This is a genomic window from Asanoa sp. NPDC050611 (assembly GCF_040654855.1).
Classification (GTDB): domain Bacteria; phylum Actinomycetota; class Actinomycetes; order Mycobacteriales; family Micromonosporaceae; genus Asanoa.
Genome location: NZ_JBFAIU010000035.1, coordinates 1 through 24309, shown reverse-complemented (window position 1 = coordinate 24309; position 24309 = coordinate 1). Strand labels below are relative to the sequence as shown.

Genomic DNA, 24309 nt, shown 5'->3' with positions numbered 1-24309 from the left:
CTCAATAGCGTAGGGGCTCGGCGCATCTGTCGGGAGCGACCTTACCTGGGACCGGCCACACCTCCACAGGCCACGTTCACCCGTCACCGAGGACGGACTCGCAGCGCTGAGCACTGCAAACGCCATCAAATCAGCCTTTGCAGCGACATGATGAGAACCCGAAAAAGGTACTATTTGTTATTCGGCGAGTCGCGATGGAAGGCCGCTGACCAGCTATCGGGCGAGTCCCAGGCGGCGCCGCACCATACCGACCACACTGGTCACCTCGGTGATCCGCAGTGCCATCGCCAGCCCGAGATAGCTCAGGCAGATCGCACCGCCCCCGACCACGAGCCGGGCCAGCGCGATCACCCGGTCGGCCGAGTCGTTGTCCGGCAGCAGCGCCAGCACCAGGTAACCCACCAGCGCCGCGCCGATGGCCGCCACCAGCACCTTGCCGAAGGTGGCCATGATCCGCCCGGCCCCGATCGGACCGATCCGGCGGCGCAGCAGCATCGCGAACACCACTGCGGCGGCCACGTAGGAGACCGCGTTGCCGAACATCAGGCCGGCCGCGACGGTCGAGGTGGACAACACGAGGAACAGCCCCACCTGTACGAGGACCCGCAGCGCCACGACCGGGATGTTGACCAGGGCCGGCGTCCGCGTGTCGGGCAGCGCGTAGAAGGCGAACGTGAACAGCTGGCTGATCGCGAACGGCACGAGCGCGAGGGCACCGGTGGTCAGCACGACGCCGGTGTCGGTCGCGTTGTCCGAGGTGAACGCGCCGTAGTGGAACAGGACCACCGAGATGGGGTACGAGAGCACGGCGTAGCAGACCGCGATCGGCGCGAGCACGGCCGTCACCGTCCGCGTTCCACGTGAAACATCATCCGCGAAGTCGTGGAACCGCCCCTCGGCGGCCGCCGCGCTCATCCGGGGCAGCAGCGCGGTGATGATCGATACCGCGATGATCCCGTGAGCGGTCATCACCAGCAGGAAGACGTTGTTGTAGATCAGCGGGCCGGGGTCACCCTTGGCGCTCGCCGCGTTCGCCAGCTTGATCACCACGATCAGGCCGAGCTGGCTGACCGCGACGTAGCAGAACATCCAGCCGCCGAGCTGGGCCAGCTCGCGCAGGCCGAGCTCGCGCCACTGGCCGCGCCACCGGTAGTGGAAGCCCACCTTGCGCAGCGTCGGGACCAGGCCGGCGACCTGAACGATGATGCCGAGCAGGGTGCCGCCGCCGACCAGCAGGATCATCGTGGCGCTCATGTCGCCCGAGGCCAGGTCCTCGCGGGCGCCGTACAGCGCGATGAACAGCCCGAACGAGGCGATCACGATGATGTTGTTGAGGATCGGCGTGAACATCGGGGCCGCGAAGTGGCCGCGCACGTTGAGGATCGCGCTCATCAGCGCCGACAGGCCGCTGAAGAAGATCATCGGCAGCATCAGCAGCGCGAGGATGTTGATCAGGTTGCGGGTGTCGTTGGACGTGTCCGCGCCGATGTAGAGCAGGGTGAGCAGCGGCGCGGCGAGCACCGCCAGCACGGTGGCGAGGAACAGCGCGACCACGGCGAGGCTCAGCAGCCGCTGGGTGTAGAGCTCGCCCCGGTCGTGGTCGGTGTCCCGCCGGCGGACCAGCACCGGGATCAGCACGCTGGTCAGCACGCCGCCCAGGAGAAACTCGAACACCATGCCGGGCAGGATCTGTGCGGTCGTGTACGCGTCGCCGACCGCGGTGCCCAGCGCCGCCGAGATCACCAGGGTGCGCAGGAAGCCCGTACCGCGGCTGACCAGACTGCCGACCGCCATGATCGCGCTGTTGCCGGCGGCGCTGCCGCCGTCGGACTCGATCGCCGGTGGCGCCGCCGGCGGCGGTATGTCGACCGGATCAGCCCGGACAATGCCCTCGTCGCCGTGCGCGGCGTGCGCGCTCCGGTAAAGGCCGCTGCTCACGGGACCTCCAGGCGAGGGAAATGACGTACGCCCGACCCTAACCTGGCGAACACAGCCCCGCGGCGTCGGCGACCCGGTACAGAAAGATAGGCTGGCGGTCCCATGTCCGGAACATCCTCAACCCGCCGCCTCACCCAGGCTCAGGAGACCGCCGTGGCGGAACTCATCCGCGTGTCGCCGGTCGCCGACGAGCTGGGTCGCCGGTTCGCCAAGGCCGGCCACGAGCTGCATCTCGTGGGCGGCTCCGTGCGCGACGCGCTGCTCGGGCGGCTCGGCGACGACCTCGACTTCGCGACCGACGCGCACCCGGATCAGACCCTTGCGGTGCTCAAGGGTTGGGCCGAGGCCACCTGGGAGACCGGGCGGGACTTCGGCACGATCGGGGCGCAGCGCGACGGCCTGCGGCTGGAGATCACCACGTTCCGGGCCGACGTGTACGACGGCGTCAGCCGCAACCCGGTGGTCCAGTACGGCACCAGCCTCGCCGAGGACCTGCGCCGGCGCGACTTCACCGTCAACGCGATGGCGGTCAGCCTCCCGGACCACACGTTCACCGACGCGTACGGCGGCCTCGACGACCTGGCCAACAAGATCCTGCGCACGCCGGGTACGCCCGAGGAGTCGTTCGGCGACGACCCGCTGCGGATGCTCCGGGCGGCCCGGTTCGCGGCCCAGCTGCGGTTCGCGGTCGATCCGGGCGTACGCGCGGCGATGGTCGCGATGGCACCGGACCTCGACCGGATCACCGCCGAGCGGATCCGCGACGAGTTCACCAAGCTGCTCAGCGGCGCCGACCCGGTGACCGGCCTGCGCCTGCTGGTCGACACCGGGCTCGCCGACCGGTTCATGCCGGAGCTGTCCGGGCTCAAGCTGGAGATCGACGAGCACGCCCAGCACAAGGACGTCTACGAGCACACGTTGATCGTGGTCGCCAACGCCGTGCGCCTGGAGGGCGACGACGGGCCCGACTTCGTGCTCCGGATGGCCGCGCTGATGCATGACGTCGGCAAGCCGGCGACCAAGGCGGTCTCCCCGGACGGCCGGGTCAGCTTCCACCACCACGAGGTGGTCGGCGCGCGGATGACCAAGCAGCGGATGAAGGCGATGCGCTACCCGAAGGACGTCACCGCCGACGTCGTCGAGCTGGTCGCGCTGCACCTGCGGTTCTACGGCTACGGCCGGGGCGAGTGGACCGACTCCGCCGTGCGCCGCTACGTCACCGACGCCGGGCCCCTGCTGTCCCGGCTGCACAAGCTCACCCGCTCGGACGTGACCACCCGCAACCGGCGCAAGGCGGCGCAGCTGGCCGCCGACTACGACGCGCTGGAGGTGCGGATAGCCCGGATCGCGGCCGAGGAGGACCTGGCCCGGGTGCGGCCGGACCTCGACGGCAACGCGATCATGGAACTGCTCGGCGTGCCGCCCGGGCCGGTCGTCGGCCGGGCCTGGCGCCACCTCAAGGAGCTGCGGCTCGAGCACGGCCCGCTGGACCGGGACCAGGCCGAGGCCGAGCTGCTGCGCTGGGCGCGCAAGGAAGGCATCGTCGACCCCGAATGACACGGGAGGCCCGTGGTCGCTACGGTCACGGGCATGCAGCGCGCCGTCACGGTGTCGTACCGGGTGCCGATCGTGACCCTTTCGGTGCTGCTGTTCCTGTTGGTCGCGGCGATCGTGGTGATCCAGGCGGGGCGGGCGGGCCAGCGGGCGGCCGAGCCCTGTCCCGTCGGCGACTGGGACGTGCTCGACTACCGCGAACAGGTGGCGGTCGAGGGCCTGTCGTCCGAGGTGACCTTCCGCGGCGGTGAGGGGACGGTGCTGCGGCTGCGCGCCGACGGCACGGGCGAGACCGACTACGGCGCCCGGACGACCTTCACCGCGTCGGCGCCGGACGGCCGACCGATCCGGCTCGAGGTCGCCGGGCCGGTGCGGTTCCGCTACTCACTCGCCGCGGACGGCCGGTCGATCTCCGTCAGCCCGGCCGGCAACGACGCGACCAGCCAGCTCTTCATCAGCGACACGGCGTACGGGCCGAGGTCGAAGTTCCAGGACCCGACCGGCGCGCGATCGTTCAAGATCGACTGCAGCCCCGTGACGCTCATCCAGGACGACGGTCGGCTGTCGGTGGGTTACCGCCGCCGCTGAACTGTCGTACCCCCGAGGTTGAATGGGTGTCATGCGATGGAGCGTCGTCGACTCACCGATCGGGCCGCTGTCCCTGGCGGCCGACGAGACGGGCGTGTGCGGGCTGCGGTTCGAAGAGGTCGAGGGGGTCGAGTTCGCCCCGCCGGCGGGTGCGCTGGCGGCGGCCGCCGAGCAGCTGTCGGCCTACTTCGCGGGTGACCTCACCGACTTCGACCTACCCCTGTCGGTCCGCCGCGGCTCCGAGTTCGAGCGGGCGGTCTGGCAGCGCATGACGACCATCCCCTACGGCCGCACCGAGACCTACGGCGAGGTGGCCGCGGCGGTCGGCGACCCGGGCGGGGCCCGCGCCGTCGGCGTCGCCTGCAACCGCAACCCGATCGCGGTGATCGTGCCCTGTCACCGCATCGTCGGCGCGGGCGGCAAGCTGGTCGGCTTCGGCGGCGGGCTGCCGCGCAAGAGCTTCCTGCTCGAGCTGGAGGCGCGGGTGGCCTTCCAGCGCGACTGGGCCGTCTCCTGACGCGCCGAGGGCGGCGACCCAGATCGGATCACCGCCCTCGTTCGCGTGGTGCGTGCGTCAGCGCTCGACGTCGCCGCGGATGAACGCCTCGACGGCGTTGTGCGCGTCGTGGTCGGCATACTGCTGCGGCGGCGACTTCATGAAGTAGCTCGACGCCGACAGGATCGGGCCGCCGATGCCCCGGTCGAGGGCGATCTTCGCGGCGCGCAGCGCGTCGATGATGACGCCGGCCGAGTTGGGCGAGTCCCAGACCTCGAGCTTGAGCTCGGCGTTCAGCGGCGTGTCGCCGAACGACCGACCCTCGAGCCGGATGTAGGCCCACTTGCGGTCGTCGAGCCACGGCACGTGGTCCGACGGGCCGATGTGCACGTCGCTCTTGGCCATCTCGTGCGGCACCTGGGACGTCACCGACTGGGTCTTCGAGATCTTCTTCGAGACCAGGCGGGTGCGCTCCAGCATGTTCATGAAGTCCATGTTGCCGCCGAAGTTGAGCTGGTACGTGCGCAGCAGCTCGACACCGCGGTCCTCGAACAGCTTGGCCAGGGCGCGGTGGACGATGGTCGCACCGACCTGGCTCTTGATGTCGTCGCCGACGATCGGCAGGCCGGCGTCGGTGAACTTCTGCGCCCAGACCGGGTCGGACGCGATGAACACCGGCAGGGCGTTGACGAACGCGCAGCCGGCGTCGATCGCGGCCTGCGCGTAGTACTTGTCGGCCTGCTCGGAGCCGACCGGCAGGTACGCGACCACCACGTCGACGCGGGCGTCACGCAGCGCCTGGGCGACGTCGACCGACGGTGCGTCCGACTCTTCGATGATCTCCCGGTAGTACTGCCCGAGACCGTCGAAGGTCGGACCGCGCTGGACGAGGACGCCGGTCGGCGGCACGTCACAGAGCTTGATCGTGTTGTTCTCGCTGGCGACGATCGCCTCCGCGAGGTCCATGCCGACCTTCTTGGCGTCCACGTCGAACGCCGCGACGAACTCCACGTCGGAGACGTGGTAGTCGCCGAAGGTGACGTGCATGAGACCCGGGACGCGGTCGTTGGGGTCGGCGTTCCGGTAGTACTCCACACCCTGGACCAGGGACGAGGCGCAGTTACCCACACCGACGATGGCGACGCGGACGGAGCCCATCGCGTTTGCCTCCTTCTTATTACGGCCGCTCGTCCTGGACGTGCGGGCTGGTTTCTCCTGTGCTGCCGGTGGTTGCACCCTCCGGCGCCTCCCCGGCGCCATTGCGGCCTTCCGGGGAGGGCTGCCGGCCGGAGCGCTCGTTGACGATGAGCTCCTCCAGCCAGCGGACCTCTCGCTCGCAGGCGTCCAAACCATGACGCTGCAGCTCGAGGGTGTACGCGTCGAGGCGCTCGCCCGCGCGGGCGAGCACGTCGCGCATGCTCTCGCGGCGCTCCTCGACCTTGCGGCGGCGGCCTTCGAGGATCCGGAGGCGGGTCGCCTGGTCGGTGCGCGCGAAGAAGGCGAAGTGGATGCCGAACCCGGCATCGTCGTAGGTCTCCGGACCGGCCTGCGCGATCAGGTCGGCGAACCGTTCCTTGCCCTCCGCCGTGATCTTGTAGACCACCCGGCCCCGCTTGCTCGTCAGTGCGGGAACCTCGGGTGTGGTCGGCGGTGTCGAGCCGGCCTCGGTGATGTAGCCGGCCGACTGGAGGCGGCGCAGCGTCGGGTAGAGCGAGCCGTAGCTGATCGCGGCACGGATCGACCCGAGCTTCGCGGCGAGCTCCTTGCGCAGCTCGTACCCGTGCATCGGCGACTCGTGGAGGAGCCCGAGGATCGCGAACTCGAGCAACACCGACCTCCTTCATTCCCGCCGATGTATCGGCGCGATACATCGCTCCGCCCACGGTAAAACACCGGGAGGTCGCGCGCAAACCCTCCAATTTGCGCCCGGGGAATCACGCTCCGTAGCGGTTGTCGCTCTTGTCGTCTTGACCGCGTACCCTCTTCCGCATGCGCACGCAGCGCCAGGTCGTCGACTACTCGCTACAGAAGCGAGCGGTCCTGCGTGACGTCTATTCCGGCCGCGTCGGGACCTACGAGGTCTGCGATGCCTCGCCCTACCTGAAGAGCGCCGCTCGCTTCCACGGCGAGCCCACGGAGGAGCGCTGTCCGATTTGTCGGCGCGAAAACCTCACGCACGTCCACTACATTTACGGCGATGAGCTCAAGCAGTCGGCGGGACAAGCACGCACGCTGGCAGAGCTGCCGGTGCTCGCGATGACTCTCCGTGAGTTCCAGGTCTACGTGGTGGAGGTCTGCGCGGGCTGCTCCTGGAACCACCTCGTGGAGCAGTATCTGCTCGGTCGCGACGGGCTCGCGGCCAGCGAGGCGCCGGCTAGCGCGCGAAGGAGAGAGGCGCGACGGTGACAACGATTCGCCCCCCGGACGCTACGTCTTTGAGGGAAGGGCGAATCGTTAACCGGATAAGTCCGGTTTTTTCAGATATGTCGGTGGCGGACCGACCGAACCGGATGACCGCACGACGTGGTCCAACTCACGGCAACCCGGTGGCAGCGCGGACGCGCACCACCGCGACCGGCAGGGTGTGACGAATGAACCCGTACGACGACTCCAGTTCTGCGCGCGGCCACGCCCGTCCCACGGGCAACAGTGGTAACAGCGGACGAGGGTCAGGCGACGACGGCCACTGGCAGAGTGGCGACGGTCTGGGCGGCTGGTCCGGCGGAGGGCAGACCCCCGCGGCCCGTGGCTCGGCCTCGGGCGGGCGGGCGTCGGTTCCGCGCGCCTCGGCCTCCGTCCCGTCCTCCCCGGCCGGTTCGGCCGCCGTGCCACCGACGTCGGGGGGTCGGGCGACCGTCGGTCGCGCCTCCGCCTCGGTGCCGGGTGCGTCGTCCGCGGGTCGCGCCTCGGTGGGCAGTGCCTCCGTCGGCAGCGCCTCGGTCGGCAGCGCGTCGGTCGGCAGCGCGTCGGTCGGTGGCCGGGCGCGGGTCGGCCGCGCCTCGGTGTCCGGCCCGGGTGGGCCCGGCGGCACCGGTCCCGGCGGTCCGGGTGGCCCCGGGGGTCCGGGCTCTCCCGGCGGGCGGGGTCGCGGCAAGCGGCCGGTCAGCCGCCGCCGCAAGATGATCAACTGGGCCATCGCGGGCTTCGCGGTGCTGGTCATCCTGGCCGGCGCCGGTCTGGTGGGCGGCACGTACTACACCACCAACGTCGTCGTGCCAGAGAAGATCAACTTGCCGCTGGCGAGCACGATCTACGCCGCCGACGGCAAGACCCAGATCGCGAAGCTGGGCGAGGTCAACCGCACGTTCGTCTCGATCAAACAGATCCCGCTGTACGTGCAGCACGCGGTGGCGTCGGCCGAGGACCGCAAGTTCTACGAGCACGACGGTGTCGACTACGTCGGCATCGCGCGCGCCGCGTGGAACAACTTCACCGGCGGCGAGCGGCAGGGCGCCTCGACGATCACGCAGCAGTACGCGCGTAACGCCATCGACGGCCTGGAGGGCGCGACCTACGCCCGTAAGGTGCGCGAGGCGGTCATGGCGTCGAAGCTCAACGACGAGTACGGCAAAGACCAGATCATGGAGATGTACCTCAACACGATCTACTTCGGTCGGGGTGCATACGGCATCGAGGCCGCGGCGTACGCGTACTTCAAGAAGACGGTGAGCAAGCTGACGCCGGCCGAGGGCGCGGTGCTGGCCGCCGTGATCAAGCAGCCGCAGCCGTCGCCGAGCCACAAGGGCTACGACCCGGGCTACAACCCCGAGGCGGCGAAGGAGCGGTGGGGCTACGTCCTCGAAGGCATGGTGGAGAAGACGTGGCTTCCCGCCAACCAGAAGCCGACGGAATATCCCAAGGTCCAGCCGCTGCCCAAGGAAGGTGCCTGCTTCACCGACTGCGGCGTCAACACCCCGCTGGGCAACGTGATCAACTACGTCCGCGACGAGATGATCAAGATGGGCATCCCGGGCTGCGACGCAGAGAACTGCGCGCAACTGATCAAGGATGGTGGCTTCAAGATCAGGACCACCATCAACAACAAGATGCAGACAGCCATGGAAGCCGCCATCTGGCGCAAGCTCAAGGGCTCGGAGCTCTATGGCCAGCCCAAGAACCTGATGGCGGCGGGCGTCGCGGTCGATCCGAAGACGGGCCGGGTGCTCGCCTACTTCGGCGGTGACAACGGCACGGGTCACGACTTCGCCGGCAAGAACATCGAGGGCGGTGCGCTCACCGGCGGGCACGCGCCCGGTTCGTCGTTCAAGATCTACACGCTGGCGGCCGCGCTCAACGACAACATCTCGCTCGACTCCAGGTGGGACGCGACCGACTACCAGGTGCCCAACACCGAGATCAAGGTCATCAACGCGGGCCGCAAGCCCGCGTGCGCGAAGAGTTGCACCCTGCGCGAGTCGACCGTCAAGTCGTACAACGTGCCCTTCTACCACATCGCCGACAAGATCGGCGCTGACAAGGTGATCGACATGGCCCGCCGAGCCGGCGTCACCACGATGTGGACGAACAACCCGGTCAAGCCGTACGACCTGAACAGCAGGAGCACCAAGATCGGTAGGAGCGACCCGTTCTACTACGTCGTCGGCTACGGCGCATACCCGATCACCGTGCTCGACCATGCCAACGGCCTGGCGACGCTCGCCAACCGCGGCATGTACAACAAGGCGCACTTCGTGATCTCGGTCGAGCAGAAGAACTCCGAGGGCGTGTGGAAGAAGGTCGGCGGCGAGAAGCTGAACCCCACGCAGACCATCCGCCCAGCGGTCGCCGACGACGTCAACGACGTGCTGCAGGAGATCTCCGGCGGGCTCGACCACAACCGGCCGGCGACCGGCAAGACCGGCACCTGGGAGCTCAACGAGAAGAGCTCGGACAACGCGCACGCCTGGATGCTCGGCGCCACGCCGAGCCTCGCCACCGCCATCTGGGTCGGCAACAAGGGCAAGGAAGAGGCGATCCGGGACAAGAACGGCGACAAGATCCAGGGCGCCAGCCTGCCGAAGGACATCTGGGCACGGTTCATGAACGCCGCCCTCGGAGACAGCGACGTCCAGAAGTTCCCGCCGGGCACGCACATCGGCGACGCGGACGCGGGCAACGGCACCAAGCAGCAGGAGCAGCCGCTCTGCTTCCCGGGTGAGGACTGCAACCTCCCCGGCTTCCCCGGCGGCAACGCGGGTGGCAACGGCGGGAACAACGGCGGCGGCGGCAACGGCAACGGTGGTCCCGGCCGCAACAACACTGGGATTATCCAGCAGAATCCGGACACCGTCTTACCACCACCAAACAATTAGCGGATTGGTCTCGACCCGGAGCCTGAGCGGCCCGGTCCCTCGGCGGATCGCCGCCGCGGGGACGGCCCGCTCGGGCTCCGGTTTGGTATCCGCGTGCCACCCGATCCGACAAAATCGGCGCTCCGGATGGGGCACACCGGGCGGCATGCGGAAAGATGCGTCTTCGTGGGTGCAAACCTGATGCGCGACGACGCCGGACCGGTCGACCAGCCGTCGCGTTCCGACGGGTTCGTCCGCGGCCTCTCCGAGGTGATCGGTGGGCCCGTTGGCGAGCACGCCGTCGACCGGGCGGGCGGCGCGCGTTCGGGCGGCGGCTTCTGGACCGCCTCCCGCATCGTGCTGGCCCTGGTCTGCCTGACCCTGGCGCTGCACTGGGTGCAGAAGTCACCGTGTCAGGACGGAGCGTGGCAGGACCACCGGCAGTACACCCGGTTCTGCTACACGGACGTCCTCGCGCTCTACTACGCGGAGGGCCTCGACCAGGGCAAGGTTCCCTACGCCGACCATCCGGTCGAGTACCCGGTGCTGACCGGCGCGTTCATGGGCGCACTCGGCCTGCCTGTGCACGAGCTCGGCAAGGACAGCCCGGGCGTCAACCAGGGCCAGTGGTTCTACAACCTCAACGCCCTGGTGCTCGGCGCGATCGCGGTCGGTGCGGTCGGTGCGCTGCTGGCCCTGCGGAAGCGCCGACCATGGGACGCGGCGATGTTCGCCCTGTCCCCCGCGCTGCTGGTGACCGCGACCGTCAACTGGGACCTGCTGGCGATCGGGCTCGCGGTCTTCGGCATGCTCGCCTGGGCCCGACACAGACCGATCGCGGCCGGCTTCCTGCTCGGCCTCGGCTGCGCGGCGAAGCTCTGGCCGCTGTTCATCCTCGGACCGATCCTGGTGCTCGCGTTCCGCACCAAACGCTGGCGAGCCGCCGTGATCACGCTCCTCACCAGCGTCGTCACGGTGCTGATCGTCAACATCCCGGTCGCGATCGCGTGGACCGACAGCTGGAAGCGCTTCTTCGACCTCAACAGCACCCGGCCGATCGACTGGGGCACGTTCTGGTACATCGGCCGCTACCTGGACAACAAGTGGTCCCCGAACTCGGGGGGCCCGTTCCAGTGGCTGAGCGACCACGTCTCGACGCTCAACCTACTGACGTACCTCCTGTTCGGCCTCGCCTGCCTCGCCATCGCCGCGCTGGGCGTCTACGCGCCGCGCCGGCCCCGCCTGGCGTCGCTTGCCTTCCTGGTCGTCGCGGCGTTCCTGATCTTCAGCAAGGTCTGGTCGCAGCAGTACGTGCTGTGGCTGCTCCCGCTGGCCGTGCTCGCCCGCCCACGCTGGGGTGCGTTCCTGGCCTGGCAGCTCGCGGAGGTCGCGTACTTCCTGGCCTTCTACGGTGAGCTGCTCGGCGCCTCGGGCAAGCAGGTCTTCCCGGAGGGCGTGTTCGTCCTGGCCGCGACGCTGCGCCTGGCCGGCGTGGTGGCGATGTGCTACTTCGTGGTCCGCGACATCCTGCGGCCGGAGCTCGACCCGGTCCGCGCAACCTACGCGGACGACCCGGACGGCGGCGACTTCGACGGTGCGCCTGATCCGGAGCCCCGCGAACTGCTGCCCGACCCGGTGCCCGTGCGGGCCTGACCACTCGTGGCGGGCGGCAGCGGGTTCGCGCTGCCGCCCTGCCGGGAGCCCCTGCCGGCGAGCCCGGCCCATGCTGGAGCCCGGCCCTGCCCGGGTGCCTGGCCCTTGCCCGGGTGCCTGGCCCTTGCCCGGGCGCCTGGCCCTTGCCGGAGGCCTGGGCCCTCCCCGGAGCCTGGGCCTTGCCCGGAGCCCAGCCCGGCCCGTGCCCGAGCCCGGCCCGTGCCCGAGCCCTTGCCCGGGCGGGTCAGAGTCCGTAGACCACCGCTTGGCCGACGTCCTGGCGGGTGATGCCCAGCGAGTCGACCGGCAGGTCGATGGCGGTCTGCAGCGGGGAGCCAGACTGGATCTGGTCGCGGACCACGATCACGTTGCGCACGCCGAGCTGGCGCAGGTAGTTGATGCTCGCCTGGTCCGGGAACGTCGCGGTGGCCTGACGAACCTCGTCGAGCTTCTGCGGCACGAAGCCGCTGCCGCCGTTGACGATGTCCTGGAACTTCGTCGTCGACCAGAGCATCACGTTCTCGTCGTGCAACTGGTCGCTGGGCAACACCAGGAGCGGACCTTCGACGGTACGCATCGCGGCGGGCTGGGCCGGGACGATCGGGTGCGGAGTGGTGTTGATGCCCTCGACCATGACCAGCGCCAGCGGGATCAGCGTAGCCAGGCGCAGCCATGGGCTGGGCCACGGCGGGATCCGGTTGGCGGAGATGTCCTTGACCCGCTCGACGAACGCGCACACCGCGCCGGCGGCCAGGATGCCGAGCATGAGCGTGATCCAGAGCATCAGTCGGCCGGGCGTACGGATGCCGTCCCAGCCGGGTGCGTGCTCGAGCAGGGGTAGGTAGGTGTAGCGGCCGTCCAGGAACTCACTGCCCATCGCGAGGACCGTCGTGACGGCGATGCCGAGCAGGAGCAGCACGCGCTGACGGATGGTCCAGATGCTGAAGAACAGGCCGGCCAGGGCGAGACCGATCAGCGTGAAGCCCGGCAAGAGCGTCATTTCGGGCGGCCAGGCGAGGGAGTCGCGTAGCGGCTCGTGCAGCCCACCCCACAACCAGGACTCGGGCGGCGCGGTGAAGAAACCCCGCAGCGGCGGCGAGTAGAGGTCGATCTCCTCGATCCCGCGCCTGGCGTTCGGGTGGTCCGCGGCGACCTCGAAGTAGGGGATGGAGAGCAAGCCGCCGATGGCCGCGAAGACCGCCGCACCACCGAGGTCGGCGAAGAAGAGCTTGCGCCCGAACGGCCGGCGCACGGCCCAGACCCAGATGCGCTGGATCCGCCACGCGACGATCGCACCGACGCATAGCAGGGCCAGCACGTACGCGAAGACGAGCCCGATGCCGAACCCGAGGCTGAGCTGCCACGCGGCGACCAACCACCCGACCAACGCCCAACCGGCATGCCGGCGTTCGGGCCGGTAGCCGCGCCGGAACGAGTAGCCGTGCCCGCGCGCCAGCATCGCAAGCGCGAGCGGGATGCCGCCGTTGGAGATGATGTGCAGGTGCCCGGCCTGGGCGAGCAGCCAGGGCGCGAACGTGTAGCCGGCCGCCGCGACCGCGCTGCCGGTGCGCCCGCCGCCGAGCTGCCGCACGAGCACGTAGGCCCCGAACACGGCGAGCGCGTGCGCGAGCACGAACACGATGTTGTACCGCACGACCGCCGCGACGGGCCCCTCACCGATCATGCCGAGGGGTGCGTAGCCGAGCAGCGAGTCCGAGAAGGCGAAGCTCCACAGCTCCGGGAAGAACGCGTTGGAGTGCCAGATCCGGCCGGGGTCGGTCAGCAGGCTGTGCCCGGACCAGGCCATCTGCCAGGCTTGCAGGGTCGGGTCCCAGACGTCCTGCGCGATCGTGTGCCGCGGGTAGCGCAACGTCGGCCACGTCATCACCACCGCGGCGCCGATGGAGACCAGCGCGGCCAGCGTCCACTCGTGACGAATGAACCGCCCAACCCGCCGCCCAACCCGCACGGCAACGTTCGGCGGCGGCTCCGTCCGACCGGCGAACTCGGCCCACAGATCGGGCTCCTTGTCCCCGTCGCCGTCCTTGGTGTCGTCCTTCTCGGCGACTGCGGTGCCCACGGCCGCGCCGGCCTTCTCCGTCTGGCCCTCACCGTCGCCGGCGACGTTGGAGTCGGCCGACGCATCAGCGCGGTCCGCGCCCGCCGTCTTCGCGTCAGCCTTGTCGAGCTCGCCTTCATCGGTGCCGACTGCCTTGTCGGCTGAGGCCGCGGTCGTGCTCGCCGCATCGCCCGCGTCAGCCTGAGTCTTCTCGGTCGACGCCGCGGTACTGGGTTTGGCGAGGTCGCCCTTCTGGCTGCCAGCGGTGACGCCCGCCAACTCGGCTGAAGCAGCGCCAGCCGCGGCCTCACCATCGGCTTCTGCTGCGGCGCCCGCGCCAGCTTCGGCCGGATCGTCGGCGGCGTGCCGGCCGCGCCACTCGGCGTCCTGACCCGTGGCGTCTACTTCGGGCTTGGCCGCGTGGCGACCGCCCCCATCTTCACCGGCCGCGTCGCTGACGCGCTGACTTGCGGCCTGGGCGGCCGTCGCACCGACGGCAGCGGAGTCGGCCGCGGCCGACCGCCGGAAAGACCACCAACGCCGACGGGCCTTCGCCTTGACCGGCGTGGCTTGGGCGCCACCGTCAACCGCCGCGCCAGCTTGGCCATCGGCCGCCCCTGCCGCGGCGGGTGTATCGGTAGCGGCCTCACCAGACGCCGTCACCGGCGTGGCGGCTGCCGGTGCGCCGTCCGGAGTCGCGGCGGTGTCGCCCTCGACATCCCTACTGCGTTGCTGCGGAGCAGCCACCGAAAGATTCGCCTGCTGCTCACGCGGCTCGGCCGAACCGCCGGCGGTGTCGGCCGGTCCGCCGCGTTGCGCTGTAGCCGCGCCCGAGTCGACGAGCGGGCTAGTGCTCTCGTCCGCTTGAGCTGCTGCGTTGCTGCTTGTGGCCGCGCCAATCCCACCCGCGGCGACCAGATCCTCATCGCCATCCCGAGCCGCCGCGCGGGAAATGGAATCGCCACGGCGTGCCCGACTCCGCGCCTTGGGCGCGCCAGCCTTGGCGGCGTTCACCGCTACGCCTGAACCGGGCTGCGTCTCCTCGGCCGCGCCCAGCGCACCGCTGCCCGCGCCGCCGTGCGCTTGGTCCGCCGTGGCAGACGCCTCCCCCGCGTCTCCGGGCGGCGTTGCGTCGGTCGCCTGCTTCCGCGACGCGCGCCGGGACCGGCTGCCGGCCGCCGCGGCTCCGCCAACCGCCGCCGCAGCAGCGGCTGTGCCTGCGACGGTTGCGCCTGCCGCGCTTTCGCCCGCCGCATCCGCGGCGCCTAGGCCTGCGGTGGTAGTGCCTCCGGAGGCACCGCCTGGCGCGGCAACGCCCGCGGCAGTCGCGCCGGCCGCGCCTTCGCGCGCCGCATCCGCGGTGGCTTGGCCTGTGGCGGTGGTGTCTCCTGCGGCACCGCCTCGTGCGCCAACGCCCGCGGCGGTTGCGCCTGCCGTGCTTTCGCGCGCCGCATCCGCGGCGGCTTGACCAGCAGCGCTAGTGCCTGGGGCGGCAACGCCTGGGGCGGTCGCGCCTTTCGCGCTAACCCCTTCCACGCTTGCGCGCGGGGTGCCTTCGGCGGGATGAGCCGCGGCAATCGTTCCTCCGGCGCCAACGCCTGCGCTGGTCACGCCTTGGGCGGCGATGCTTTCGCCATGCGCCGCTCCGCGGTCGCCCGCGGTCGCGGAGTCCTGCGCCGGACCGGCCACCGCCGCTGTGTCGTCAGCCGGACCCACGCCCGAGTCTTGATCAGCACCGACCGAGGCCACGACGGCCGCAGGGTCGACGGAACCACCGCTCTCGTCGTCGGCCGCCCGCTCGCGCGAGTGGCCGTTGGCAGCCCCACCGACTTCGTCGGCGGCACCCCCTGATGGTGCTCTGCTCGGTGCCACGTCCAGCGCGGGGTCGCCCGATTCGGCCACATAGGGCTCGTCGGGCTCCTCCTCGCTGGCGATGGAGGGCCTGCGGGTGGGCTCGGGTCCGGGTGCCGCACGTCGTGCGGACATCGGCGGTTGTTCCGAGTTCATGCCGCTCTTTCTCTCGACCGACCGGAGGCCGGGTCTCGCCGGGCCCTCGCCCACCGAGACACCGTTCAGGGGCTGTCCTGTGCGTCAGGATGGCATTGCGCCGGACCCGATCGGTACACGGCGGCGGCATCCGGACGCCCTGCGGGCATGCCGGGACGCTGCCTGGACCGGGACGGGGCGGGACCCTGACCCAAAAGACACCCCCTAGTGGCGCCTAACGTCACACCTTGCCGCGTAGAAACGCGATGTCGGTCGCTTGGCCGTCGCTCTCGTCGGGTGTTTCCACGATGACGGGTGCGCCGGCCGCGCGTACGACCGCGATGAGCAGCTCGGGGTCGATCATCCCGGAACCTAGGTTGTCGTGTCGATCCCGGCCCGAGTCGAACGGGTCCTTCGAGTCGTTGCAGTGGACCAGGTCGATGCGGCCCGTGATGGCCTTGACCCGGTCGACCAGGCCGAGCAGGTCTTCGCCGCCGGCGTGGGCGTGGCAGGTGTCCAGGCAGAAGCCGACCTCGTAGTCGCCGACCGCATCCCACAGCCGGGCCAGCATGTCGAGCTTGCGGGCGCAGGCGTGGTCGCCGCCGGCGGTGTTCTCGATCAGCACCTGGGTCGCGAAGCCGCCCTGGTCCTGCGCGTACGCGAAGGTCTTGCGCCAGTTGTCGAAGCCGGTGGCCAGCTCGTCGACCGAGCCGACGTGTCCGCCGTGGACGATCACGGCCTTGGCGCCGACGTCGGCGGCGCCGGCCGCGTGGGCCAGCAGCAGCTTGCGGCTCGGAATGCGGATCTTGTTGTTCAGCGTCGCGACATTGATCAGATAGGGCGCGTGGATGTAGATGTCGACCTCGGACGCCTTGAGCGCCTCGGCGTCGGCCCGTGGCTTGGGCGACTTGTAGCCCTGCGGGTCGGTGAGGAAGAACTGCACCGCGTCGGCCTCGCGGGCTGCCGCGGCCGCCAACGGGTCGGTCGAGTCAACGTGAGCTCCGATGCGCATGGGGGCGAGCCTACGTCGCGGGTACGACAACTGCGCACCGGTGCCTGCTTCCGGAATTCCTCGCAAATCGCCCAGCGCCCGCGTCACCGTCGGCGGTACCGCCTCGTTAGCGGGATAGACCAGCCGGAGGGCCGCTGAACCAGCACGAGCCTCGATGGCACCGGCCGACCACGGGAGTTGTGAACGTTGCACGCCATCCGACGCCGTACCGGCGCGTCTGCTGTCGCCGCCTTCTTCATCGCGGCACCGCTGGCCATCGGGGGCGCCGCACTCGCCGCGGAGCCGGCGGAGACCAACAGCCAGGTCGTCTTCACCGGCGACGGGTTGCTAGGGGTGGCCTGCGGTGCCAAGCCGAGCAGCGCCTCGGTGACGGTGCCCGCGGAGAGCACGCTGCGAGTGGTCAACAAGACGGGCCGCAAGGCGAAGCTGCTGCTCGACGGTGCCACCCGCGGTGAGGTCGCGTCCGGTGCCACCGCGGACGTGCTGTTCCACCGCGGCCCGGTCGAGCTCGCCCTCAAGCCGGACTGCGTGCTCGCGGACGAGAAGGCCGTGCGCGTCGAGGTGGTCGCGCCGCCGCCGCCCGCCGCGACCGGCGACGACGAGCCGGCCAACCCGCCGATCGCACCGTTCGGCGGCGGCGGCAACGGAACTGGCAACACTGGCAACACCAACGGGTCGGACGACAACGGTGACGACCAGGCCGCGGGGGGCGACGACGCGCCGGGCCAGGACCGCCAGAACGGCGGCGACAACCCGGCCGCGGCGGCGACACCGGGCGCGGAAGACCCGAACGGCGACCAGGCGAACCCGGACGAACCAGCTGATCCGGACGCTGCGGCGATCGCGGCGGACAGCTTCGTCGACCCCAACGGGGGTACGGGGCTCGACGGCGCGACGACGATCGCCGGCGGAGCGGCGGCCGAGCCGCTGGCCTCGGTCGACCCGGTCAGCGACACCGGCCCGACGGGGCTGCTGGCGCTGATCGCGACAGTCTGCGTCGTTGGCGTGTCAGCTGGGGCAATTAGGGCGATTATCGCTCAACGTGCAAGCCGGACTCGCGCCGCGTAAACTAAATATCAGTCACAAGGCTCCGCGGGGCGCCTGCGTCCAACCTCGTCGGTGTGGTCGTTCCTCCCCAGGTCCCACCCAAAGAATGCGGATTCAAGGCGCTCCGCGGCTCTGCGAAAGGGCCCCTTCTTCACCGAAGGGGCCCTTAGCACGTCCGGACTACCGCGTACGACCCGTACGCAGGCGTTCCGGTATTGTGGTGGGGTTGTCCGCACCAGAAGGGTGTCCGGGCAGCGACGCACGACCTCCTGCCGCGGAAGGACCGCGGCCGCTTAGCCCACAGGAGGTGAGCACGTCTTGCGTCATTACGAAGTCATGGTGATCCTCGACCCCAGTCTCGAGGAGCGCACCGTCGCCCCGTCGCTCGACACGTACCTGAACGTGATTCGGACCGCGGGCGGCTCGGTGGAGAAGCTCGACGTGTGGGGCCGCCGGCGCCTCTCGTTCGAGATCAACAAGAAGGCCGAGGGCATCTACGCCGTCATCGATCTGCAGGCGGAGCCCGCGGCGGTGGCTGAGCTGGACCGTCAGCTGCGACTCAACGAGTCGGTGCTGCGCACCAAGGTCATCCGGCCCGAGACGCGCTGACCGCGCGTCTGTAGGCCAGTCCGAACCAAGCCTCACAAACTCTGTCGTACGGCTCTGGCAGCCTGTACGGCAGTGACTCGATGAGTGCACGAGGAGACGGTCATGGCAGCAGGAGACACCACCATCACGGTCATCGGGAACCTGACCGACGACCCCGAGTTGCGCTTCACTCCGTCTGGCGCGGCGGTCGCCAAGTTCCGCGTGGCTTCGACCCCGCGGATCATGGATCGCCAGACCAACGAGTGGAAAGACGGCGAGCCACTCTTCCTCTCTTGCACCGTGTGGCGGCAGGCGGCCGAGAACGTCGCCGAGTCGCTGCAGCGGGGCTCCCGGGTCATCGTCTCGGGCCGGCTCAAGCAGCGGTCCTACGAGACCCGTGAGGGCGAGAAGCGCACCGTCATCGAGCTCGAGGTCGACGAGATCGGCCCATCGCTGCGCTACGCCACGGCGAAGGTGCAGAAGATGTCCCGCTCTGGCGGCGGTGGTGGCGGCTTCGGCTCCGGTGGCGGCGGCAACCAGGGTGGCGGCGGAGGCAACAACTTCGACGACCCCTGGGCGACGGCCGCGCCGGCAGGCGCCTCCTCTGGCGGTTCGGGCCGGTCGAACAGCTACTCCGACGACGAGCCCCCGTTCTAAATCACCAGGAGCACGAGCAATGGCTAAGGCTGCCGCGCTGCGCAAGCCGAAGAAGAAGGTGAACCCGCTCGACAAGGAGGGGATCACCTACATCGATTACAAGGACACCGCGCTGCTGCGCAAGTTCATCTCCGACCGGGGCAAGATCCGTGCCCGCCGGGTCACGGGTGTGACCTCCCAGCAGCAGCGTCAGATCGCGCGCGCCGTCAAGAACGCGCGCGAGATGGCACTCCTTCCGTACACGACCACCGCCCGCTGAGAGGAGGCACCGACATGAAGGTCATCCTGACCCAGGAGGTGTCCGGTCTCGGCACGCCCGGTGACGTGGTGGATGTCAAGGACGGCTACGGCCGCAACTACCTCCTCCCGCAGGGCTTCGGCATCCGCTGGAGCAAGGGGGCGGAGAAAGAGGTCACCAACATCAAGCGGGCCCGCGGGGCCCGTGAGATCCGGGACCTCGGCCACGCCAACGAGGTGAAGACCCAGCTGGAGGGCCTCAAGGTCACCCTGCAGGTCCGCGCCGGCGACGGCGGCCGCCTGTTCGGCTCGGTCACCCCGACCGAGATCGTCGACGCGGTCAAGGCCGCGGGCGGCCCGTCCCTGGACCGCCGCCGCCTGGAGCTGCCGGGTCACATCAAGTCGACGGGCAGCTACCCGGTCAAGGTCAAGCTGCACCCCGAGGTGACCGCCACCTTCGACGTGAGCGTCAACCGCAGCAAGTAAGCACCACCCACGTAAGGGCGTCGCACCGGCAGGTGCGGCGCCCTTCGTGCGTCTGAGCGGGGCCGCGCGGGCCGTCGTGCCGCGAGGCGGCCGGCCCGCTTGCGGGCGTGGTCCTCCGGGCGCGACGCCCTTCGTGCGTCTGGGCGGGCCGCGGGGGCCGTCGTGCCGCGAGGCGGCGGCCCGCTTGCGGGCGTGGCTGGTCGCGATCGCGGTCCGGCAGGTGCGGCGCCCTTCGTGACCCGGGTGGCGCCGGCTCGTCAGCCGAGCGGTTGGCCCGTGAAGACGCTGTTGAGGACGGCCGCCATGCCGCCGCCGACCACCGCGGCCGCCAGGCCCACGCTGCCCGCGCGCCAGCTGTGTCCTAGCCAGCGCAGGGCGATCGCCGCGATCAGGCTGATCCCGAGCGCTATGCCGAAGTGCGGTATGCCGGAGAGCAGGCCCTCCAGCGCCTGCGCCCGCGGGGAGTCACAGCCGCCGCCGGTCACGTCGCTGACGCAGTCGTCCGGTGAGACGGCCGGCAGGGTCATCAACCAGATACCGAAAGCGAGCACGGGCACGGCGTACCAGGCGGCCGCGTAGAGGACCGCCGCGAGGAAACCGCCGTTGTCGGCCGTGTCGAGCTGTTCGAACTCCTCCTGCTGCCAGCCCATCATGCGGCGCTGCTGCTGCGGCGCCTGCCGGGGCGGTGCGGGGCCCGGTCGGGTCGCCGGTGCCGGCGCCCGCCGCGCGGCGCGGGCCGGCGCACCCCAGCCGGGGTCGGTCGCGTCCAGGGCGGGTGGCATGGCCGCGCGGGCGAGTGCGTCAGCCTCGGGCTTCGATCGGCCGCGGCGCGGGACAACCTCGTCGTAGCCGTCCGGCTCCGGTCGCCGCGGGTCCGGCAGGCCGACCGCCGGCGAGCGCGGCGCCGTCGCCGGCGTCTCCACCCAGCGCGGGTCGTCGCCGGCCAGCCGGTGGCCCGACCAGAAGGCGTCGAACTTCTCGTCGGCCTCGTCGTCGACGCTGCCGACCAGCCGGTCCCACTCGCCGGTCGAGGTGGTGCTGTCGTACTGGCCCGTGTCGGTCATCCGCTCCCAGGAGCCGGTGTCGAGACCGTCATCCCCCGGGCGGTGGCCGGAGTTCCGCCGCCGGCCGCGCTCCTCCGCGCGCCGGCTGTCCGGACCGCCGCCGCCGTCGCCCGCGTCGCGAGCGGCCTCCCATCGGCCCCGCCGCCCGCCGTCCTGGGTCGGGCGGTCGTCGCTGGGACGCCGGTCGTCGGGGCGGTCCGGAGCGGGCTCGATGGGCGCCATCGCCCGGCGGGACCACTCGCCGGTCATGTCCGGGTGCCGCCAACGGTCGGAGTCCGGCTCGCCGGCCCACGAGCCGCGGCGTCCGGGTGCGTCACCGCCCGCGGGCGGGTCACCGTCGTCCCGGCCGCGCCGCCTTTGCGTGGGTACGTCGCCCCGGGCCGCCTCGTCCCGCCAGCTCCGGTCAGGCTCGTCGTCGCGACCGCGCCGCCCGGCGGTGCCGTCGCGCCAGTCCCGCCCGGGTGCCGCTTCCGGGTCGCGTTCGTCGGCCCGCCGGCCGTGGCCGGTCTGCTCGACGTCGTCGCGCCAGCTTCCGTCGCGACCGCGCCGGCCCCGGCTCGCCGGGTCGACCGGAGTCGCTTCTTCGGCCCGGCCGCGGCGGCTCCGGCCCGCCGGCTCGACCGGTGTCTCGTTGCCGGCCCGGCCGCGGCGGCCGCGGTCGACGGGTTCGGTCTCGGCGTGCCTGCTGCCACCGCGCGGGCGCTCCGCGAGCCCTTCGCTCCAGCTGCGGCCGGTGCCGGTCGACTCGATCGGGTCGCGCGCACCGCGCCGCGTGGACGTGTCGAAGGCGTCCGGATCGTCATCCCGCCAGCGGCGTCCGCGGGCCGGTGGGTCGTCGTCGGCCGCGCCTCGGCCGATGCGGGTGCCGGTCGTCTCGGGGTACGTCGTGTCGGACGCCCCCTCCGACCACCCCCGCCGACCGCGGTCGGCCGCGTCGCTGTCGCCGTGCCGGGCGCGGCGCCTGGTCTGCCCTGGCTCGCCGGATCCGGAGTCGGCGTCCTCGGCATGCCGGCGCGGCCGCCCCCGCAGCGGCACCTGGATCGAGCCGGTGTCGCTGTGGCGGGCGCCCAGCTCGGGCAGCTCGGTCTCCGTCTGCTCGCTCCGCCAACTCCCGGCACCCGCCTCGGATTCGGCGTGCCGGCGCCGGCGGCCCCGGCTGACCGGCTCACCATCGGCGGGCGCGTCGCCGCGCGCGCGTCGGCCGCGGGTCGGCGTCTCGGATGCGGACGCTGAGTAACCGATGCTCGGCAGCGACATGTCCGTTGCCTCGTCGCGCCAGCTTCCGCGGCCGGTGTCGCCGCCCGCGTCGTCGACCCGGCGCCGACCGCGGCTGACGGGCTCGCTGTCCGCCGCCGCGCGCCGCCGCCGGCCGCCGCTGGTCAGCTCGGGGTCGTCGGTGCCGCCGGACCAACGGCCGGCCCGGGAGTCGGCGACATCGTCGCTCCTGCGGCGTCCGCCGCTGGACAGCTCGACGTCGCCGTCGAGGTCACGCGGGGTCCGTCGGCGTCTGCCGTTGGTGACGGCGGGGTCGTCGTCGAGGTCACGCGGGCTGCGTCGGCGTCCGCCGTTGGTGACGGCGGGGTCGTCGTCGAGGTCGCGCGCGCCCCGTCGGCGTCCGCCGCTGGTCACGGCCGGGTCGTCGTCGGCGAAGTCGCGGTAGTCGTCGGCCGCCCGCCGCCGGCGGCCGCCGCTGGTCGTCTCGGGGTCGTCGGTGCCGGTGGACCAGCGACCAGCGCGTGAGTCGCTCGCGTCCGGCCGCCGTCGCTGACCGCTCGACAGCTCGATGTCGTCGTCGAGTGCCCGGCGACGCCGTCCACCGGCGGAGAGTTCCGTGGACGTGTCGCTCCAGTCGCGCCCGGCGCGGGAGTCGGCGGCGTCGCGCCGCCGTCGGCCACCGCTGGACAGCTCGATGTCGTCGTCGACCGACCGATCGGTGCGGGAGTCGGCGACGTCCCGCCGGCGTCGCCCGTCGCTGGGCATCTCGATCTCGTCGTCATCAGCGCGCCTGCGGCGGCGGCCGCCATTGGTCGACTCGACGTCGTCGGCGGCGGCACGCGAGTCGGAGATGTCGCGACGACGTCGCCCGCCACTGGTGAACTCGGCCTCTTCGGGCCAACCGCGTCCGGAGCGCGAGTCGGAGACGTCGCGCCGGCGCCGGCCGCCGCTCGAGAGCTCGATCTCGTCGTCGGCCTCGTCGCGACCGCGTCGGGCACGGGACGGCGGTTGCTCGTCGTGCGTCCGGCGCCGGCCACCGCCGGTCGGCACGATCACCATGTCGCCGTCGTCGCCGGGACCGTCGTCGAAGAGGCCCTTGGGCAGCTTGAACGACGCGGTGTCCTCGAGCTGGGTGATGGCCGCCAGCTCGCTGCCGGACGCGCCCAACGGGTCCCACTGCGACACGGCGTCGGGGTCGGGCGCGGCCGCCGTCGGGCGGACGCGGCGGCTGCCGGTGCGGCGCGGCCGGTCGTCCGATGGGTCCGCAGGAGCCTTGTCGTCCTCGGCCAGGTGTTCGTCGAGCTGCTGCAGCCGTCGGTCGATGGCCTCGTCGGACGAGCGGGATCTCGGCAACGTCACCGGAGTGTCGTCACCGCGCGCCCAATCCCGATAGTCCACGGCTCGAGCGTGACCTTCCTGTATCGGATCGCATTCGTCCGGGTCGTCAAAGACAAGCTACGGACGCGTAGATGGTAGTCGACCGAGCGAGTGGTGGCTGGTCCTGGAGGGCGCATATTTCTTTCGTCCACATATTGGGGACCAAGGATCCGCACGTCAGAAGCCTGCCGGGCCGGGGTTCACAGTGGTCGTACACAAGCTGTGCACAGGTCTCCACACACCCTCTGGCCTGCTTTCCACAGGTTGTCCAAAGGTTCGTCCACGTCCCTCTTTGCCCCGGCGACCGGCGGGCTCATATGGTTGCCGTTCGGTTCGGGGCGGAACTGACGCGGCATCCCCCAGTCGTGTCGGGGGAAAACCGATCATGTTTCGGTTATAGTACAACCGTACGAGAGGGGGCTCCGTGTCGATCACCGACGACGTGCGCGGTGGCCGCCCGTCCGGCCCGCCGCAGGATGCCCCGCCTCCACAGCAGCGCGAAGGCGGCTACGACAAGACGCCTCCGCAGGACGTCGCGGCCGAGCAGAGCGTCCTGGGCGGCATGCTGCTCTCCAAGGACGCGATCGCCGACGTCGTCGAGATTCTCAAGACCGGCGACTTCTACCGGCCGATCCACGCGACCGTCTTCGACGCGATCCTCGACCTCTACGGCCGCGGTGAGCCCGCCGACGGCGTGACCGTGGCCGCGTCGCTGGCCGACTCCGGCGACCTGATGCGCATCGGCGGCGCGCCCTACCTGCAGACGCTGATGGCCAGCGTGCCGACCGCGGCCAACGCCGGCTACTACGCGCGGATCGTCGCTGAGCGCGCGGTGCTGCGCCGCCTGGTCGAGGCCGGCACCAAGATCGTCCAGCTCGGCTACGGCTCCGCCTCCGGCGGCGGGCGCGACGTCGACGACGTGGTCGACCTGGCCCAGCAGGCGATCTACGACGTCACCGAGAAGCGGGTCAGCGAAGACTTCGCGATCCTCGCCGACATGCTGCAGCCGACCCTCGACGAGATCGAGGCGGTCGGCGCGCAGGGCGGCGTGATGACCGGCG

General features: G+C 71.0%; 17 protein-coding genes and 1 pseudogene. 12 read left to right on the top strand and 6 right to left on the bottom strand.

What is annotated here, in order from left to right; translation table 11 throughout:
- Positions 1-213 precede the first annotated feature (213 nt).
- A complete protein-coding gene (murJ, locus tag AB0H87_RS08410; RefSeq protein ID WP_360141686.1) occupies positions 214-1938 on the bottom strand; it encodes a murein biosynthesis integral membrane protein MurJ in 1725 nt (574 codons plus the stop codon).
- 102 nt (positions 1939-2040) lie between these two features.
- On the opposite strand from murJ, the gene AB0H87_RS08405 reads away from it, so the two are divergent.
- Genes AB0H87_RS08405 through AB0H87_RS08395 form a run of 3 tightly spaced genes read left to right on the top strand, consistent with a single transcriptional unit; the run spans position 2041 to position 4597 of the window.
- Entirely contained in the window at positions 2041-3495 is a 1455-nt protein-coding gene (locus tag AB0H87_RS08405) for a CCA tRNA nucleotidyltransferase (RefSeq protein WP_360141684.1), read from the top strand.
- Positions 3496-3528: 33 nt separating this feature from the next.
- Positions 3529-4080 carry a hypothetical protein gene (locus tag AB0H87_RS08400; RefSeq protein WP_360141682.1) on the top strand — a complete coding sequence of 184 codons (552 nt, stop codon included), beginning with the start codon at positions 3529-3531 and terminating at the stop codon, positions 4078-4080.
- A 31-nt stretch (positions 4081-4111) separates the two neighbouring features.
- Positions 4112-4597, top strand: a complete 486-nt coding sequence (locus AB0H87_RS08395; RefSeq protein ID WP_360141680.1) for a methylated-DNA--[protein]-cysteine S-methyltransferase — start codon at positions 4112-4114, stop codon at positions 4595-4597.
- A gap of 57 nt (positions 4598-4654) precedes the next feature.
- Here AB0H87_RS08395 and AB0H87_RS08390 read toward each other — a convergent pair whose 3' ends face one another.
- Positions 4655-5734, bottom strand: a complete 1080-nt coding sequence (locus AB0H87_RS08390; RefSeq protein WP_360141678.1) for an inositol-3-phosphate synthase — start codon at positions 5732-5734, stop codon at positions 4655-4657.
- A 115-nt stretch (positions 5735-5849) separates the two neighbouring features.
- Positions 5850-6404 (bottom strand): annotated as a pseudogene (locus AB0H87_RS08385) (PadR family transcriptional regulator); the annotation flags it as partial.
- Between the two features lie 161 nt (positions 6405-6565).
- Between AB0H87_RS08385 and AB0H87_RS08380 the strand changes: the two are divergent.
- From AB0H87_RS08380 to AB0H87_RS08370, 3 genes are all read left to right on the top strand, one after another.
- Entirely contained in the window at positions 6566-6982 is a 417-nt protein-coding gene (locus tag AB0H87_RS08380; RefSeq protein WP_360141676.1) for a DUF5318 domain-containing protein, read from the top strand.
- 503 nt (positions 6983-7485) lie between these two features.
- A complete protein-coding gene (locus AB0H87_RS08375) occupies positions 7486-9888 on the top strand; it encodes a transglycosylase domain-containing protein (RefSeq protein ID WP_360141674.1) in 2403 nt (800 codons plus the stop codon).
- A gap of 180 nt (positions 9889-10068) precedes the next feature.
- Positions 10069-11520, top strand: coding sequence for a glycosyltransferase 87 family protein (locus AB0H87_RS08370; RefSeq protein WP_360141710.1), 1452 nt, complete (start codon positions 10069-10071; stop codon positions 11518-11520).
- 244 nt (positions 11521-11764) lie between these two features.
- Here the strand turns inward: AB0H87_RS08370 and AB0H87_RS08365 are convergent, their stop codons facing one another.
- Positions 11765-13858: a hypothetical protein gene (locus AB0H87_RS08365; RefSeq protein ID WP_360141708.1), complete on the bottom strand. Its 2094-nt coding sequence runs from the start codon at positions 13856-13858 to the stop codon at positions 11765-11767.
- Positions 13859-15806: 1948 nt separating this feature from the next.
- Positions 15807-16577 carry a deoxyribonuclease IV gene (locus tag AB0H87_RS08360; RefSeq protein ID WP_360141672.1) on the bottom strand — a complete coding sequence of 257 codons (771 nt, stop codon included), beginning with the start codon at positions 16575-16577 and terminating at the stop codon, positions 15807-15809.
- 186 nt (positions 16578-16763) lie between these two features.
- Between AB0H87_RS08360 and AB0H87_RS08355 the strand changes: the two genes are divergently transcribed.
- The 5 genes from AB0H87_RS08355 (at position 16764) to rplI (ending at position 19592) form a co-directional block, all read left to right on the top strand.
- Positions 16764-17645, top strand: coding sequence for a hypothetical protein (locus AB0H87_RS08355; RefSeq protein ID WP_360141670.1), 882 nt, complete (start codon positions 16764-16766; stop codon positions 17643-17645).
- A 297-nt stretch (positions 17646-17942) separates the two neighbouring features.
- A complete protein-coding gene (gene rpsF / locus AB0H87_RS08350) occupies positions 17943-18233 on the top strand; it encodes a 30S ribosomal protein S6 (protein WP_089250289.1) in 291 nt (96 codons plus the stop codon).
- Between the two features lie 84 nt (positions 18234-18317).
- Entirely contained in the window at positions 18318-18869 is a 552-nt protein-coding gene (locus tag AB0H87_RS08345) for a single-stranded DNA-binding protein (protein WP_360141668.1), read from the top strand.
- Between the two features lie 19 nt (positions 18870-18888).
- Positions 18889-19128 carry a 30S ribosomal protein S18 gene (rpsR, locus tag AB0H87_RS08340; protein WP_173040721.1) on the top strand — a complete coding sequence of 80 codons (240 nt, stop codon included), beginning with the start codon at positions 18889-18891 and terminating at the stop codon, positions 19126-19128.
- Between the two features lie 14 nt (positions 19129-19142).
- Positions 19143-19592, top strand: coding sequence for a 50S ribosomal protein L9 (gene rplI / locus AB0H87_RS08335; protein ID WP_360141666.1), 450 nt, complete (start codon positions 19143-19145; stop codon positions 19590-19592).
- Positions 19593-19849: 257 nt separating this feature from the next.
- Here rplI and AB0H87_RS08330 read toward each other — a convergent pair whose 3' ends face one another.
- A complete protein-coding gene (locus tag AB0H87_RS08330; protein WP_360141664.1) occupies positions 19850-23269 on the bottom strand; it encodes a hypothetical protein in 3420 nt (1139 codons plus the stop codon).
- Between the two features lie 403 nt (positions 23270-23672).
- Here AB0H87_RS08330 and AB0H87_RS08325 point away from each other — a divergent pair.
- Positions 23673-24309: DnaB-like helicase N-terminal domain-containing protein (locus AB0H87_RS08325; RefSeq protein WP_360141662.1), on the top strand; the 637-nt coding region annotated here is incomplete at its 3' end.